Raw genomic sequence first — 14638 nt, 5'->3', positions numbered from 1 at the left:
AGAGTTGATCTCGAAATTCAGGTTTGAGGGCGATTCCTTGACTCATATTCAGTAGCCGTCGGGTTCGGGGAGCGCACCCCGCCGGTCGTCGGGGGACTCCGGCCGGCGACCTCAACTGCCTCACCGAACAGCCAAGTTCATGGCCGGCTCCGCCCGCCGGGTGAGCCGAGGACGCCTGTCGGCGGACAGGAGCGGTTCGCCGTGCCGAATCCCTCAGGGGAACACGGCGATCCCGTCCGCACGACGGGCCCGGAATGTCCGGGCCCGGAATGTCCGGCCCGGGGATTTCCGGGTTTCACATTCCGAGGACCTTCGCCTCCACCACCGGATCCAGTCCCACCTTCGGCCGGTCGGCGCGCCGGGGTTCGGGGCCCCCGAGCGACCGGAGCCAGCTCCATGTGTCCTCGACGGTCTCCTCGACGGGCCGGCACCGCAGGCCCGTCCGCAGCGCCCGTGAGACGTCGCCCGAGTACACCGAGGTATGCAGCTCGGTCCCGGGCGGCACCCACACCGGCAGCTGCGTCCACGGCTCGATCCCGGCCGCGAGCACGGTCTCGGGGTCCGTCCAGCGGAGCTCGGCCCGTGCCCTGGTGGCCCGGACACACGCGTCGAGCAGCGCCCCCATCGTGCCGTGCCCCGGTGGCCCGGCCAGGTTGTACGCCCCGCCGAGTTCCGCCTCCACCGCGCCGAGCGTCCACTCCGCCAGGTCCCGGACGTCGATGTACTGGAGGGGCAGGTCCCGTGGCCCCGGAGCGAGCACCGGACCCCCCTCCGCGATCCGGTTCAGCCACCACGGCAGCCGCCCGATGTTCTCGTAGGGCCCGAGGATCAGCCCGCACCGCACGAGCAGCGAACGCCCGCTGCCGAAGGCCTCGACGGCGGCCAGTTCCCCGCCGCGCTTGTCCCGGGCGTAGTCGCTCGCGTCCGCGCCGGCCGACGCGCCCTCCACGAGCGGCGTGTTCTCGGTGTACCCGGCGGCACGGGGCCAGGCGTACACCGAGCAGCTCGACACGTACACGAGGCGGGACGCCCGTCCCGCCAGCAGGCGGGCCGCGTCCCGGACGGCCCGCGGCGCCGCCGACCAGGTGTCGACGACGGCGTCCCAGGTGTCCGTGGTGCCGGCGAGCGCCGCGAGCCCGTCCGGCGAGGTGCGGTCGCCCAGCAGCGACCGCGCCCCGGCCGGGGGTTCGTGGCGGCCGCGGTGGAAGACGGTGACGTCCCACCCCCGGGCGAGCGCGGCCTCCACGACCGCGCGCCCCACGAACTCCGTACCGCCCAGCATCAGAAGTCTCCGTGTCATACGGACGACTCTGCCCGCACGGCCCGCCCGGAGGCACGCGAATCTGCCGACAGAAGATTCGCGGGGCGGGCCGGCACCCGGCATCAACCGGGCCGTTCGTCTGTCGGACGGGTCAACGGCCCATCGGCGGCGTGTACTTGTACCCCACCCGGCGCACTGTCTGGATCGCCTGCCGGTGCTGGGTGCCGAGCTTGCGGCGCAGCCGCGCGACATGGACGTCGACGGTCCGTCCGTCGCCGACATGTCCGTAGCCCCACACCGTGGAGACCAACTGGTCGCGGGTGTGCACCCGGTGCGGATGGCGGACGAGATGCGCGAGCAGCTCGAACTCCAGGTACGTGAGGTCCAGGACCCGCCCGTCGACCTCGGCGGTGCGCTGCACGGCGTCGACGCGCACCAGCGGGTCGGCGGAGCCGTCGCCGGTGGCCTCGGTGAGGTCACCGGCGACGGCCGGGAGTTCGGCCGGGCCGGTCACGGCGACCGGCAACAGGGGCTGCTGGTCGGCCGGTACGAGGACCAGGTAGCCGATCATCGGCGGCTGTCCCGGCAGGACGGGCAGCGCGTTCTGGGGGGCGGGCAGCCAGGTGGTGCCCGGCGGAAGGAAGTTGGCCACGTCCGGGACCTCGTCCCGGTCGACGGCACGCAGGCGGTGCCGTCCCGGGGCGGTCGAAGGGACGGGGGACGTCGCGACGGAGGAGAAGGATCGAGTGGTCGCCATGAGAGGTCAGCTCTTTCGCGCGAGAAGTCGTCGGGAGGTTCGACGGCCGCGAGTTCGTGGTCGGGCTCGTCGAGGACGTACGTCGTGCGCGCTGGCCGAAGGCCGGGGTGTACGGCTTTAGAGGGCCGGCGCGTTCGTCGCGCGACAACACACCCGGTCGAAGTCGTGGTGCTGACGGGAAGGCCAGAAGGGCTCGAGGTCATGGCGACCCGTCGCGATGCACTTCTGGAAGATGGCCATGAACCTATTGAAGCAGACACGGCCCCGTGACAGGAGCCTCCTCTCACTGCTCGGACGCTTCCTGGCGTGAAGCCGACGTCGGCCGCGGACCAACCCGTCAGGCGTTTGCGCCGGATCAGGGGTGGCACCTCGATCGCCTGGTCCGGATCGCCGTCAACGCGAGGGGGCGCCCACCGTGACGGTGGGCGCCCCCTCGGGACAGGCTGGGCGGGATCAGACCTGGCCGGCCTTCTCCAGGGCGGTGCAGCAGGTGTCGACGATGAGACGCGTCACGACGTACGGGTCGACGTTCGCGTTCGGACGACGGTCCTCGATGTAGCCCTTGCCGTCCTTCTCGACCTGCCACGGGATGCGGACCGACGCACCGCGGTCGGAGACGCCGTAGCTGTACTCGTTCCACGGGGCGGTCTCGTGCAGGCCCGTCAGACGGTCGTCGATGCCGGCGCCGTAGTTCTTGACGTGGTCCATCGGCTTGGAGCCCTCGCCGAGGGACTCGCACGCGGTGATGATCGCGTCGTAGCCCTCACGCATGGCCTTGGTGGAGAAGTTGGTGTGCGCGCCCGCGCCGTTCCAGTCGCCCTTCACCGGCTTCGGGTCCAGCGTCGCGGAGACACCGAAGTCCTCGGCGGTGCGGTAGAGCAGCCAGCGGGCGACCCAGAGCTGGTCCGAGACCTCGAGCGGCGCGAGCGGGCCGACCTGGAACTCCCACTGACCCGGCATGACCTCGGCGTTGATGCCGGAGATGCCGAGACCCGCCTTGAGGCAGTTGTCCAGGTGCGCCTCGACGACGTCACGGCCGAAGATCTCGTCGGCGCCGACACCGCAGTAGTAGCCGCCCTGCGCGGCCGGGAAGCCGCCCTCGGGGAAGCCGAGCGGGCGCGCGCCCTTGAAGAAGGTGTACTCCTGCTCGATGCCGAAGATCGACTCCTGCGCGGCGAACTTCTCCGCGACCTCGGCCAGCGCGGCACGGGTGTTGGACTCGTGCGGCGTCATGTCGATGTTCAGCACCTCGCACATGACGAGGATGTCGTCGCCGCCGCGGATCGGGTCCGGGAAGCTGGCCACGGGCTTGAGTACGCGGTCCGAGGCGTGACCCTCGGCCTGGTTCGTCGAGGAGCCGTCGAAGCCCCAGATCGGCAGCTCCGCACCCTTGGCGTCGTCGGCCAGGATCTTCGTCTTGGAACGGAGCTTGGCCGTCGGCTCGGTGCCGTCGATCCAGATGTACTCAGCCTTGAAGCTCACGGGCCACATCCTTCGGGGTGGGTCTTGATCGCACTTGCGGGTGCTGCGGCGCTGCGGCACTGGGGCGCCGCCGGGGATGTCCGGAAGCCTGTCAACCAGCGGTTTCCCGATCATTGCCCGAATGTGAACCCCGTGTTACCTGGGCCGTATGTGCCCGGTCTCACACGGCCCGTTCCGGCGCGGCCGCCCGCGTGTGATTGTTCGCGGCCGCGATCGTCCGCCCCGCCGTCCGCCCTGGACCCGGCGGTCCCCCGGGGGCTGCTCGTATGCGATCCGGGTGAGGACGGCATGGGCGGTGTGCCCCCTTGCCGTCCGGTTCGGGCGCCCCGGCGCGCGCCGCCCATCCTTGAGGAAAGCCGCCCCGCGCATGCGAAAGCCCCGCCGCCCCCGACCCGTGACAGGTCGGCGACGGCAGGGCTTTCGATCCGTTCTGCCCGTTATCCCACCTTCTCGATGAGGGCTCGGCGGATCAGGAACTTGCCCGGCTCGCGGACCTGCTCGAAGGCCGCGTTGTTCAGCAGGGCGCAACTGCCGGACACCGAGGTGACCTCGACGGTCGTGGACTTGTTGTTGTCCAGGTTGGTGACCTTCAGCTTCGTTCCGGCCGGGAACTGGTTGCTGGACGCGGCCGGCGCGCCGCCCTCGCCGGAGAGCGTGACGGTCGAACCGTTGCAGACCTGCTGACCGGTGGCGGCGCCACCGCCCGCGTTGTTCGCGGGGGCGCTCTGCGCCGGAGCCGCGGGGGCGGCCTGGGCCGGTGCGGACTGCGCGGGCTGCGCGGGCTGCGAGGCGTTCTGCTGGCCGGTCTGGGAGTCCTGAGCCGATTCCCCGACAGCGCAGCCCGACGCCTGCTGCTGAACCTTGATCTGCGCGATGACCGCTTCGCGGTTCGCGATTCTGGCCGCCGACTGGGAGTCGGGGTGGGCCTTCTGGTCCGCGATGAAGCTCTGGTTGTTGCCGAGCGCGGTGGCCAGGCCCTGACATGCCACCGAGGTCTGAGCGGTCTGCACGGACGCCGCGTTCGAGGTGGCGGCCAGGGCGAAGGCCCCGCCGCCGGCCACGGTCGCCGCGCTGACCAGCAGAGCGATCTTCTTCTTGGTGCTGAGAGTTCTCCTACGCGACATGCGCGCCTCCAGAGAGTGGGGGAGCGTTACGCCGCTATGTACGAGATGCCGAACGTAGTTACTCAACGGTTACGGCATTCACTTAAGTAACCTGGATCACACGGTAGTTGAGGAGGCCCGGGGCGCGGACCCGGCCGGCTACCGGGACATGGCCTCCCGTACGGCCTCCTCCGTGCGGCCCACCAGCGCGGTCCCGTCGTCCGCCGTGATGATCGGCCGCTGGATGAGCTTCGGGTGCTCGGACAGCGCCTTGATCCACCGGTCCCGTGAACCGGCGTCCCGCGCCCACTCCTCGATCCCCAGCTCCTTCGCGTCGGCCTCCCCGGTCCGCGTGATGTCCCACGGTTCGAGGCCGAGACGGTCGAGGACGTCGCGGATCTCGTCCTCGCCGGGCACGTCCTCCAGATAGCGGCGGACGGTGTACTCGGTGCCCTCGGCGTCGAGCAGGCTGATCGCGCTGCGGCACTTCGAACAGGCCGGATTGATCCAGATCTCCATGCCCCACACGTTACGGCAGACCCCTTCGGGCACGGCTGCCACGGCATCCCCGAAGCCCTTGTGGCCAGCGGCTTTGTCAGTGCCCGGCGGTAGAATAGAAGCAGTGTTCGAGGGTGTCGCCGGGGGTCCGGACGGCGCCCTGACCGCGACAGGAGGATGCCCGTGCCCGCTGCCTCACTGAAGCCGCCGCCCACCCAGTCCACATCGAAGACGGCGGTCCCGCTGGATCTGCCGTACCAGCCCGTGGCGAAGTGCCCGCTGCCGCCGGGGCGCCCCCGCGACTGGTACGTCACGCACAACCGCCGGCTCAAGGCGATGCGACTCGCCATAGCCCTGCTCGACTCCGGTGTGTACGTGCCGAACCAGGCCCGTGACGAGAAGATCCGCAGCACCGCGCAACTCATCGGCGTGCACCCGCCGTCGGACAGCACGTGCCACATGGTGCGTGCCCTGATGAGGTACGCGCGCTGACAGTCCGGGCGCGCCGTTCACCGGTGCCGGGTGTCCCCGCCCCGTAGCGGGGACACCCGGCACCGGCCCGGACCGATCCCGGCGCCGGCACCGACCGAGGTGCCGGCGCCGGCCCGTGGTCCCGGCGCCGGTCCGTCGTCCGGGCCGGGCCACTTCACCTGACCTCACCGCGCCGACAGCTCCCGCTCCAGGGGCGTCCGGAAACGTGGGGTGATCCGGGTGTCGCCCACCCAGGCGCCGAGGCGCTCGGCCTCGGCCGAGATCGCGTCCAGGGCCTCGCGGCCGACGCCCCCGGTGTCCAGAAGCCGCCAGACGATGTCGCCGTCGGGCCGCTGCGCCCACCCCCCGACCACCCGCCCGTCCCACCACACCGTCGGCCCCACATTGCCGCTGCGGTCGAAGAGGGCGGGCCGCAGGGACGGTTCGAGGAACCAGTCCCGCTCCGGCCGGCTCATGGGCGCCGGATCGAGGGCGGGCAGCAGGGCGGCCCAGGGCGCGTCCGGCCCCTCGACCGGGCCCTCGTCGCCCGCCGCCACGTACGCCGTGACCCCGTCGTCGAGCGAGACGGTCACCGCCCCGCCCGCGGCCAGTGCCCGCCGTACGTCGGTGACCTTCCACCCCGTCCACCACTTCAGGTCCGCCTCGGTGGCGGGCCCGCAGGCCGCGAGCCAGCGGTTCAGCAGCGCGGAGCGGGCCTCGGCGGGCGGGAGCGGGGGATGTGACGGCGCGACCGCCCAGCGGAACTGGCTCGACGTCCAGGACCCGAGCGGACGCCCCCGCACCACCCGGCCCTCGATCCCCAGCAGGCGCATCAGGCGGGACGACACGGTCTGCACGCTCTCGTAGCCCTTCCCCGCCGCGTAGACGAACGGCTCCTTCAACCGCGGCTCGTCCACGGTGAGTTCGTTCACCGTGGCCTGTCCGCGCCGGGCCAGCGCGGCGAGTACGGACGCCTCGACCTCGTCGAGCCACGGCCCGGTCAGCCGCCCGTCACTTCCGGCGGCCATGTCCTTGACCAGTCCGGCACGGGTCTTCGGGGCGATGTCGAGCGCCGTCGAGGCGTGCACGACGGCCGCCAGGCCGGTGGGGAACACGAACACGGTGTTGCGCATGCCGTGCATCCGTACGAGTGAACGGTCCTCGTACAGGGCCCGCTCCAGCCGCGCCACCGTCGTCCGGGCGTCCCTGAGCCGCGTGCCCACCGCCAGGTACACCGTCGCCGGGTCGGTGCCGTGCAGCGCGACCAGGGAGTCCGCCACCTCCTCAGGGGTCTTCGCCCGCGCGGCGACCACGAGCCGCTGCCGCAGCCCGAGCCGCGCCCGGCGCTCCGCCACCCCGATATGCCGCGGCTTCCCCGTCACGTCGTCTCCGTCCCCTCGCTCCGTGCTCCGTGCTCCTTGCTCCGCGTTCCTCATCCTCTCGGACGTCCGCCCCTCGCGGGACGACGTTCACCCGTTGGGCGCAGCCGGGCATGCGGCGGCCCCGCCCGCGGCCTTGACTGGGGCCACCGCGAGGAAGCGGGATCCGGAGGCGCACCAGGACCACGTGGGGAGAGACGATGCAGCAGAGGGACGGCATACGAGGACCGGTCCGACTCGTCCTGGCCGTGTCCGTGGTGGCGGCCCTGGCCACGCAACTGGCCGCCTGCTCGGACGACAGCAGCCCCTCCGACACCGCCTCCAAGGCCGCGTCCGCCGCTTCCAAGGCCGCGTCCGCCGTCTCGGAGGCCGCGTCCGCCGCCACCGAGGCCGGTGACGCCCTCGCCTCCGCGACCGCCGAGGCCGGCCGGAAGTTCGACGAGTTCAAGGGCGGCGTGGACGCCAAGGGCGAGGTGAAGCTCGACGGAACCGCGAGCCCCGACTCCGACGGGCGCGCCACGGTCAAGGTCACCGTCACCAATCCCACCTCCTCGGCGAAGTCCTACGTCGTCCAGGTCGACTTCACCGACACCAGCGGCAACCTCCTCGACACGACCGTCGTGACGGTGGACGACGTCGCGGGAAGCGCCTCCAAGGACGGCACCGCCCGCAGCAACCGCTCCCTCACCGGTGACGTCAAGACCGACGTCGCCCGCGCCGTGAGGCACTGACGGCCGTGCTCCGCAACAGCGTCACGGCAACCACGGCGGACCGGGCCGCCCGGGGCAGGGCGGCCCGCAAACTGGTGCCCCGTTCCGCGCACGGCAGCTGGATCCCCGCCGCCGACCGCCCCGATCCCGTCGGCCTCCTCCAGGCGCAGGGCAGGGACCGGCTTCCGGAACTGCTGCCGATCCGGTATGCGCGGATGGCGGCGTCGCCGCTCGCGTTCCTGCGCGGGGGTGCCGCCGTCATGGCGGCCGACCTGGCCGCCCAGCCCCACACCGGGCTCACCGTCCAGCTGTGCGGCGACGCCCACCTGCTGAACTTCGGCCTGTACGCCGCCCCGGAACGCTCCCTGCTCTTCGACCTCAACGACTTCGACGAGACCTTCCCCGGCCCCTTCGAGTGGGACGTCAAACGGCTCGCGGCCAGCGTCGCGGTCGCGGCCCGGGAGAACGGGCACAAGGAGGAGCACGTCTTCGGCGCGGCACGAGCCGCGGCCGGGCAGTACCGCGAGGCCGTGCGACGGCTGGCCCGGCAGGGCGAACTGACCGTCTGGTACCAGCACATCGACGCCGACCTGCTGCTGCCGCTGGTCCGCTCGGGACGCCGGCGCCGGCGCGCGGAGGCCACCCTCACCCGGGCCCGCCGCCGCACCAGCCTCCAGGCTCTCGGCAAACTCACCGAGACCGTCGACGGACGCTGCCGTATCGTCCACGACCCGCCCCTGCTGGAACCGGCCGGAGCCATGGACATGGCCTCGCTCCGCAAGATCTTCAGCGACTACCGCTCCACACTCCCCGAGGAACGCCGTCTGCTCCTGGACCGCTACCGGTTCGTCGACGCGGCCCGCAAGGTCGTCGGCGTGGGCAGTGTCGGCACCCGCTGCTTCATCGTGCTGCTCGCCGGGCGGGACGCCGACGACCCGCTGCTTCTCCAGATCAAGCAGGCGGGACGGTCCGTACTCGAAGAACATCTGCCGAGCGGCCCGTACGTCCATCCCGGGCGCCGGGTCGTCGCGGGCCAGAGGCTGATGCAGGCCGCGGGCGACGTCTTCCTCGGCTGGACGACCGGCCCCGAAGGGCGCTCGTTCTACTGGCGCCAGCTCCACGACATGAAGGCCGGCGCGGACGTCGGCGGCATGAGTCCGGGCGAACTGCGCGCCTATGCCCGGCTGTGCGGCACCGCCCTGGCCCGCGCGCACGCCCGCTCCGGTGACCGCGTGGCGATCGCCGCCTATCTCGGCGGCGCCGACACCTTCGAGCGGGCCGTCGCGAACTTCGCGCTGCGCTACACCGACCGCAACGCCACCGACCACGCGGCCCTGGGCGCGGCGGTCATCGCGGGCGTGGTCCCGGCGGCTCCGGGGGTGTGAGGCGCCGGCCGGTCAGGCGCCGACGGCCGCGCGCACCGGGACGCCGAGGCCGGAGAGGGCGAGGTCCACGAGCCGGCGCCGGTCCTCGGCGTGGTCGCGGAACCAGAGGCCCAGCAGGTGATCGGCGTCGGGCAGTTCGAAGCGGATGAAGTCGGAGCGAGCGGTGAGCGCGTGCTCGACGGCCTCCGTCACGGCGGGCGGGATGATCGTGTCCTCGGCGGGTACGGCGAGCACCGCGCGTCCCTCGTACGCCCGCAGCACGTCGAACGCGGGAGCCCGCCGCCAGCTGTCCGGGGTGCGGATGATCCGGCTGAAGCGGCTCTCCGCCTCCGGGCCGTCCTGCCCCGAGGGGCTCTCAGGGTCCTCGAACGGAAGGGGCCAGGCCTCGGCGGCGTACACCGCGGGCGCGCACAGCACGAGCGCCACCACGCGTTGCCCGTAGTGCCGTGCGAGGTCGGCCGCCGTCTGGCCGCTCATGCTGAACCCGACCAGGATCAGCGGGGCGCCCGCCGGGACCGTCGCGTCGATCACGGACACGGCCTGACCGAAACGCAGCCGAAGGCTCAACTCGCCCAGTGCGCCGGTGCTTTCGCCATGTCCGGAGAAGTCGAACGCGAGTCCCGCGCAACCGCGGGCGGCGAACTCGCCGAGCAGGGGGAGCAGCCGCTCCTTGCTGCCGTTGCCCGCGCCGTGCAGCAGGACGGCGGTCGCCGCGCCGTCGCCACCGCCGCCGCCGACGCAGCTCAGTCGTTCACCGTCGTGGTCGTGTGCGAAGGCAGAGAGCATCTCCCCATTCACGCACACGGACGGAGCCGCTCCCGAGGCGGCCGTGGCTGGATAACTCCCTTTCGGGGAGGCGGGCCGGCGGCGGAGTCCGTTCGGTTCAGGAAGCGGCGGAAGCGCCGTTCGCGTCCGGTTCGGAGGCGCCGGCCGGTTCGGGCGTGCCCGCGGTACCCGTCCCGGAGGCGGCCGTCGGCGCGTCCTTCGCGGGTGCGGCCGTACCGCCCGCCTCCGCCGGCGCGGTGGCGCCGGCCGCCTTCGCCCGGGCCGCGGCGACCGCCTCGCGCAGGTGGTCCTCCTGGTCCTGGCTCAGCGAGGTCTGCACCAACTGGCCGCCGAACTCGGCGATCTGCGGGATCACCTTGTCCCCGGCCGCCTGCTTGACCAGGACGAACAGCGCGGCCGCGCCCGGCCGCAGATTCTGGCTGAGATCCTTCATGAACTTGTCGTCGATGCCGGTGTCCGTGACCGCGCCGCCGGCGGCACCGGCCGCCGCGCCCACCGCCGCACCGAGCAGCGGCGCCAGGAAGAGCAGCCCGATGACACCGCCCCACAGCGCGCCGCCGGCCGCGCCGACGGCCGTGTGGCTGACCGCCTGATGCAGCTTGATCCTGCCGTCCTCGCTCCGCTCGACGACGACCGCGTCCTCCAGCTCGACGAGATGCTGCTTCGACAGCTCGAACAGCTTGTCGCGCACCCGGCCGGCGGTGGCGACATCGTTGTAGGCGACGACGAACAGATTGCTCATGAGGACACCCCTTGTGTCGATTTCGTACGACTTTATAGCGATACGGGGTGGGGTGCAGTCGGGAAAAGTGCGTCCGCCACGGCCGCACCGGGGGAGCGCACGCGCCGCCGAGAACGCCGGAAGCAGTCACGGCCCCGGCGCGGTCACAGTCCCGGGGCGCCCCAGATCGGGAACCAGCGGGCGAGGTCCTGCTCGATGCGCAGGTCGTCGGCCAGGGCCGCCTTGATCTGGAGTTCGAGCGCGTTGTCGCGCCGCTCGCCCCCGCCGGCGAGCGGCGCGAAGGGAAAGAAGGTCCCGCGCTTGTACAGATAGACCAGACCGAGCCGCCGCTGCCCGGTGTCCTCGAAACCCACCACGGAGCAGAGGAGCTGGGGACCGAAGCCGGTGCCCTCCAGGGAGCTGTTGACCGCGTGCAGATCGCTCACCAGCGCCGGCAGGTCGTCGGGCGCGCGGCGGGAGACCAGCCACGAGTAGCCGTACTCGTCCCGGATCGGTTCCACCCCCGGGCCCGTCCGCCCGGTGTCCGCGTCCAGCAGGTCCTGTGCCTCCTGACGGGCCTGGGCGAAGGCCCCGCCCTCGACGGAGGTGAAGCACACCGCTCCCGTGCCGGTCGGGACGAACCCGGTCGCCGCCTGGAGGGTCACGGCCGCCGACGGCAGGGCGAAGAGCCGGTCGAGGTCGGGCGCGGCGGGCTTGCTGCGGCCGAGCAGGATGTCCAGGAACCCCATGCGGTCAGAGAACCTCTCCGGGAGCCGGGGCGCCCGTGTCCGGCACCGCGGGCTCGCCCAGCTCGGCGGAGATGCGGGCCAGCTGTCCGAGCCGCTGCTCCAGGCTCGGGTGGGTCGAGAACAGGTTGGCGATGCCCGGCTGGGCGCCGAGCGCGGGGGTGAAGTAGAAGGCGTTGAAGGCCTGAGCGGTGCGCAGGTCCTTCGTCGGGATCCGCCCGATGTCACCGGTCACCTTGGTCAGCGCGGACGCCAGCGCCGAGGGGCGGCCGGTGAGCAGGGCCGCGGAACGGTCGGCGGCCAGTTCGCGGTACCGGGAGAGCGCCCTGATCAGCATGAAGCTGATGGCGTACACGGCCGCGGACACCGCCATCACCACGGCGAAGACGGCCACGGTGTTCTGGTCCTTCTGGCCCCGGCCGCCGAAGAGCTGCGAGTAGAACGCGAACCGCACGATCAGCCCGGCGAGGACCCCGAGGAACGACGCCACGGTGATCACCGCGACGTCCTTGTGCGCCACGTGCGACAGCTCGTGCGCGAGGACGCCTTCGAGCTCGTCGGGCTCCAGGCGGCGCAGCAGCCCCGTGGTCACGCAGAGCACGGCGTGATCGGCGTTGCGCCCCGTGGCGAACGCGTTCGGCATGTCGAGGTCCGACACGGCGACGAGCGGCTTGGGCATGTCGGCCACGGCGCACAGCCGGTCGACGACGCCGTGGAGCTGGGGATACTCCTCCCGCTCCACGATCCGTCCGTGCATGGCGTACAGCGCGATCCGGTCCGAGAACCAGTACTGCGCGACGAGGAGCCCGGCCGCGATCACGACGACCAGCACCCACGACTTCAGCAGCACGATCAACGCGGCGACGAAGGCCACGTACAGCAATCCGAGCAGGAACAGCGTGACCGTCATCCGCACGGTCAGCTGCCGGTCGTTCCGGAATCGGCTCCGCATCTCGCACCATCCCGCAGTCGGGCACTCGTCCCGCTCTCCATTGTGCGCCCGCGGTTCCCCATGAACAGGTGCCGATAGGCCCCGCGGTGGGCAAAGGAATTCTCCCTCGGCACGCGGCCCCGCGCCCGTCGCCGGCGGGGGAGAAACGCGTCGGCCGCGCCCCTCCCGGAGGAAGGACGCGGCCGAGGACGTGTGCGGCTGGAGCGACGGGTTTACACGTCGAAGTACAGCTCGAACTCGTGCGGGTGCGGACGCAGCTGGAGCGGCGCGATCTCGTTCGTGCGCTTGTAGTCGATCCACGTCTCGATCAGGTCGGACGTGAAGACGTCGCCCGCGAGCAGGAACTCGTGGTCGCGCTCCAGCGAGTCGAGGACGGCCGGGAGCGAGGTCGGGACCTGGGCGACGTTCGCGTGCTCCTCGGGAGCCAGCTCGTAGAGGTCCTTGTCGATCGGCTCGGCCGGCTCGATCTTGTTCTTGACGCCGTCCAGACCGGCCATCAGCAGGGCCGCGAACGCCAGGTACGGGTTGCCGGAGGAGTCGGGCGCGCGGAACTCGACGCGCTTGGCCTTCGGGTTCGAGCCGGTGATCGGGATACGCATGGCCGCGGAGCGGTTGCGCTGCGAGTACACCAGGTTGACCGGGGCCTCGAAGCCGGGGACCAGGCGGTGGTACGAGTTCACCGTCGGGTTGGTGAAGGCGAGCAGCGACGGGGCGTGCTTGAGGATGCCGCCGATGTAGTAGCGGGCCATGTCCGACAGGCCCGCGTAGCCGGCCTCGTCGTAGAACAGCGGGGAGCCGCCGCTCCACAGGGACTGGTGGACGTGCATGCCCGAGCCGTTGTCACCGAAGATCGGCTTCGGCATGAAGGTCGCGGTCTTGCCGTTGCGCCAGGCGACGTTCTTCACGATGTACTTGAAGAGCTGGAGGTCGTCGGCCGCGGCGAGCAGCGTGTTGAACTTGTAGTTGATCTCGGCCTGGCCGGCGGTGCCCACCTCGTGGTGCTGGCGCTCGACCTGGAGGCCGGACGCGGCCAGCTCCAGGGAGATCTCCGCACGGAGGTCGGCGAAGTGGTCGACCGGCGGGGTCGGGAAGTAGCCGCCCTTGTAGCGGACCTTGTAACCGCGGTTGTCCTCGATCGCGCCGGTGTTCCAGGCGCCGGCCTCGGAGTCGATGTGGTAGAACGACTCGTTCTCGGCGGTCTTGAAGCGCACGCTGTCGAAGACGTAGAACTCGGCCTCGGGGCCGAAGTACGCGGTGTCGGCGATGCCGGTGGACGCGAGGTAGGCCTCGGCCTTCTTGGCCACGTTGCGCGGGTCACGGGAGTACTGCTCACCCGTGATCGGGTCGTGGATGAAGAAGTTGATGTTGACCGTCTTGTCGCGGCGGAAGGGGTCGACGCGCGCGGTGGACAGGTCGGCGCGGAGCGCCATGTCGGACTCGTGGATGGCCTGGAAGCCGCGGATGGAGGAGCCGTCGAAGGCGAGCTCCTCAGCCGGGTCGAAGGCCTCGGCCGGGATCGTGAAGTGCTGCATCACACCCGGCAGGTCGCAGAAGCGGACATCGACGAACTTGACGTCCTCGTCCGCGATGAACTTCTTGGCCTCGTCGGCGTTCTGGAACATCCAGCTCCTCCTACTCCCGCCCACTGTGGACCGGGGTGGTAGTTCGTTCGTGCGGCCAGTGCGGTGGCACACGCTGGGGCCGACCATAGGGACGGGGGATTTCTCCAGCGTGACCCATTTGTTTCGCCCAAGTTAACCGACCACGGCCCTCCGGGCCCCTCCTGTCCGTATGGCAAAACGGGCACAGTACCTTGGACGGGTGGACAACAGGCAAGCAATCGGATCGTGGCTCTCCGGCCCCCGCGCGGCTGCGGAGGAAGCCGGTGTCGACTTCGGCTATCGGGGCGAACAGCTCGGTCTCCCGGAGCACGGACCGGGCTCGATCGCCCGCCCCGGCCGCCGTATGGGCGCCCTCGCCGTCGACTGGGGCCTGTGCCTCCTGATCGCATACGGGCTGCTCACCGACGGCTATGACCAGGCTACGGGCAACTGGGCCCTGCTGGTCTTCTTCGCTCTCGGTGTCCTCACGGTCGGTTCCGTCGGCTTCACTCCGGGCAAGCGTCTGCTGGGTCTGCGTGTCGTGGCCGAGGGCGGCGGCCGGCTGAACCCGCTGCGCGTCCTGCTGCGCACCGGGCTCCTGTGCGTGGCCGTTCCGGCCCTGATCTGGGACCGCGACGGCCGAGGCCTCCACGACCGCCTGGCCCACACGATCGAAGTCCGCACCTGAAGCCCGAGCCCACCCCACCCCGGTGAGCGGACGACCGGTCCGGCGACGGGCCACCGGTGACGGGCCCCGCCCCTGTATGGAAACGTCCGGCCCGACGA

General features: G+C 71.5%; 15 protein-coding genes. 4 read left to right on the top strand and 11 right to left on the bottom strand.

The genetic code is table 11. The features are described 5' to 3' along the window. Positions 1 to 295: 295 nt before the first annotated feature. The 5 genes from OG485_RS14280 to OG485_RS14260 all read right to left on the bottom strand — a co-directional run bounded on the left by OG485_RS14280 (position 296) and on the right by OG485_RS14260 (position 5122). Positions 296 to 1282 (bottom strand): NAD-dependent epimerase/dehydratase family protein, encoded by a 987-nt coding sequence (locus OG485_RS14280; protein ID WP_328674437.1) that lies wholly within the window; start codon positions 1280 to 1282, stop codon positions 296 to 298. Positions 1283 to 1412: 130 nt separating this feature from the next. Next, positions 1413 to 2018 (bottom strand): winged helix-turn-helix domain-containing protein, encoded by a 606-nt coding sequence (locus OG485_RS14275; protein ID WP_328668694.1) that lies wholly within the window; start codon positions 2016 to 2018, stop codon positions 1413 to 1415. A 453-nt stretch (positions 2019 to 2471) separates the two neighbouring features. Beyond that, positions 2472 to 3500 (bottom strand): glutamine synthetase, encoded by a 1029-nt coding sequence (gene glnII, locus OG485_RS14270; protein WP_326788189.1) that lies wholly within the window; start codon positions 3498 to 3500, stop codon positions 2472 to 2474. Positions 3501 to 3937: 437 nt separating this feature from the next. Further along, positions 3938 to 4624, bottom strand: coding sequence for a hypothetical protein (locus tag OG485_RS14265; protein WP_328668693.1), 687 nt, complete (start codon positions 4622 to 4624; stop codon positions 3938 to 3940). 138 nt (positions 4625 to 4762) lie between these two features. Then, positions 4763 to 5122 (bottom strand): arsenate reductase family protein, encoded by a 360-nt coding sequence (locus OG485_RS14260; RefSeq protein WP_328668692.1) that lies wholly within the window; start codon positions 5120 to 5122, stop codon positions 4763 to 4765. 156 nt (positions 5123 to 5278) lie between these two features. Between OG485_RS14260 and OG485_RS14255 the strand changes: the two genes are divergently transcribed. Next, complete coding sequence (locus tag OG485_RS14255) at positions 5279 to 5593, top strand: hypothetical protein (protein ID WP_328668691.1); 315 nt, start codon at positions 5279 to 5281, stop codon at positions 5591 to 5593. Between the two features lie 164 nt (positions 5594 to 5757). Here OG485_RS14255 and OG485_RS14250 read toward each other — a convergent pair whose 3' ends face one another. Continuing rightward, a complete protein-coding gene (locus tag OG485_RS14250; protein ID WP_443048692.1) occupies positions 5758 to 7008 on the bottom strand; it encodes a winged helix DNA-binding domain-containing protein in 1251 nt (416 codons plus the stop codon). Between the two features lie 143 nt (positions 7009 to 7151). On the opposite strand from OG485_RS14250, the gene OG485_RS14245 reads away from it, so the two are divergent. Then, the gene (locus OG485_RS14245) at positions 7152 to 7682 is read left to right on the top strand and encodes a hypothetical protein (RefSeq protein WP_328668689.1); all 531 of its coding nucleotides are present in this window, start codon (positions 7152 to 7154) and stop codon (positions 7680 to 7682) included. Between the two features lie 5 nt (positions 7683 to 7687). Beyond that, a complete protein-coding gene (locus OG485_RS14240; protein ID WP_328668688.1) occupies positions 7688 to 9046 on the top strand; it encodes a DUF2252 domain-containing protein in 1359 nt (452 codons plus the stop codon). 12 nt (positions 9047 to 9058) lie between these two features. Here the strand turns inward: OG485_RS14240 and OG485_RS14235 are convergent, their stop codons facing one another. From OG485_RS14235 to glnA, 5 genes are all read right to left on the bottom strand, one after another. Next, positions 9059 to 9832, bottom strand: coding sequence for an alpha/beta hydrolase (locus OG485_RS14235; protein ID WP_328668687.1), 774 nt, complete (start codon positions 9830 to 9832; stop codon positions 9059 to 9061). A gap of 97 nt (positions 9833 to 9929) precedes the next feature. Beyond that, entirely contained in the window at positions 9930 to 10574 is a 645-nt protein-coding gene (locus tag OG485_RS14230; RefSeq protein WP_328668686.1) for a DUF1269 domain-containing protein, read from the bottom strand. Between the two features lie 143 nt (positions 10575 to 10717). Beyond that, a complete protein-coding gene (gene pspAB / locus OG485_RS14225; RefSeq protein WP_328668685.1) occupies positions 10718 to 11302 on the bottom strand; it encodes a PspA-associated protein PspAB in 585 nt (194 codons plus the stop codon). Between the two features lie 4 nt (positions 11303 to 11306). Beyond that, positions 11307 to 12251: a zinc metalloprotease HtpX gene (gene htpX, locus OG485_RS14220; RefSeq protein ID WP_328668684.1), complete on the bottom strand. Its 945-nt coding sequence runs from the start codon at positions 12249 to 12251 to the stop codon at positions 11307 to 11309. A gap of 212 nt (positions 12252 to 12463) precedes the next feature. Then, positions 12464 to 13873, bottom strand: a complete 1410-nt coding sequence (glnA, locus tag OG485_RS14215; protein WP_326788200.1) for a type I glutamate--ammonia ligase — start codon at positions 13871 to 13873, stop codon at positions 12464 to 12466. 199 nt (positions 13874 to 14072) lie between these two features. On the opposite strand from glnA, the gene OG485_RS14210 reads away from it, so the two are divergent. Beyond that, positions 14073 to 14540, top strand: coding sequence for an RDD family protein (locus tag OG485_RS14210; protein ID WP_328668683.1), 468 nt, complete (start codon positions 14073 to 14075; stop codon positions 14538 to 14540). Positions 14541 to 14638: the final 98 nt, after the last annotated feature.

The sequence above is a fragment of the Streptomyces sp. NBC_00328 genome, assembly GCF_036139655.1.
Classification (GTDB): Bacteria; Actinomycetota; Actinomycetes; order Streptomycetales; family Streptomycetaceae; genus Streptomyces.
The sequence above is the reverse complement of the archived record's forward strand: the minus strand, read 5'-3'. Positions and strand labels throughout refer to the sequence as shown.

Coding starts and splice junctions, on each gene's coding strand:
- OG485_RS14280 (WP_328674437.1), bottom strand. CDS start 1,282: ATGCTGGGCGGTACGGAGTTCGTGGGGCGCGCGGTCGTGGAGGCCGCG.
- OG485_RS14275 (WP_328668694.1), bottom strand. CDS start 2,018: ATGGCGACCACTCGATCCTTCTCCTCCGTCGCGACGTCCCCCGTCCCT.
- OG485_RS14265 (WP_328668693.1), bottom strand. CDS start 4,624: ATGTCGCGTAGGAGAACTCTCAGCACCAAGAAGAAGATCGCTCTGCTG.
- OG485_RS14260 (WP_328668692.1), bottom strand. CDS start 5,122: ATGGAGATCTGGATCAATCCGGCCTGTTCGAAGTGCCGCAGCGCGATC.
- OG485_RS14255 (WP_328668691.1), top strand. CDS start 5,279: ATGCCCGTGCCCGCTGCCTCACTGAAGCCGCCGCCCACCCAGTCCACA.
- OG485_RS14250 (WP_443048692.1), bottom strand. CDS start 7,008: ATGAGGAACGCGGAGCAAGGAGCACGGAGCACGGAGCGAGGGGACGGA.
- OG485_RS14245 (WP_328668689.1), top strand. CDS start 7,152: ATGCAGCAGAGGGACGGCATACGAGGACCGGTCCGACTCGTCCTGGCC.
- OG485_RS14235 (WP_328668687.1), bottom strand. CDS start 9,832: ATGCTCTCTGCCTTCGCACACGACCACGACGGTGAACGACTGAGCTGC.
- OG485_RS14230 (WP_328668686.1), bottom strand. CDS start 10,574: ATGAGCAATCTGTTCGTCGTCGCCTACAACGATGTCGCCACCGCCGGC.
- pspAB (WP_328668685.1), bottom strand. CDS start 11,302: ATGGGGTTCCTGGACATCCTGCTCGGCCGCAGCAAGCCCGCCGCGCCC.
- htpX (WP_328668684.1), bottom strand. CDS start 12,251: ATGCGGAGCCGATTCCGGAACGACCGGCAGCTGACCGTGCGGATGACG.
- glnA (WP_326788200.1), bottom strand. CDS start 13,873: ATGTTCCAGAACGCCGACGAGGCCAAGAAGTTCATCGCGGACGAGGAC.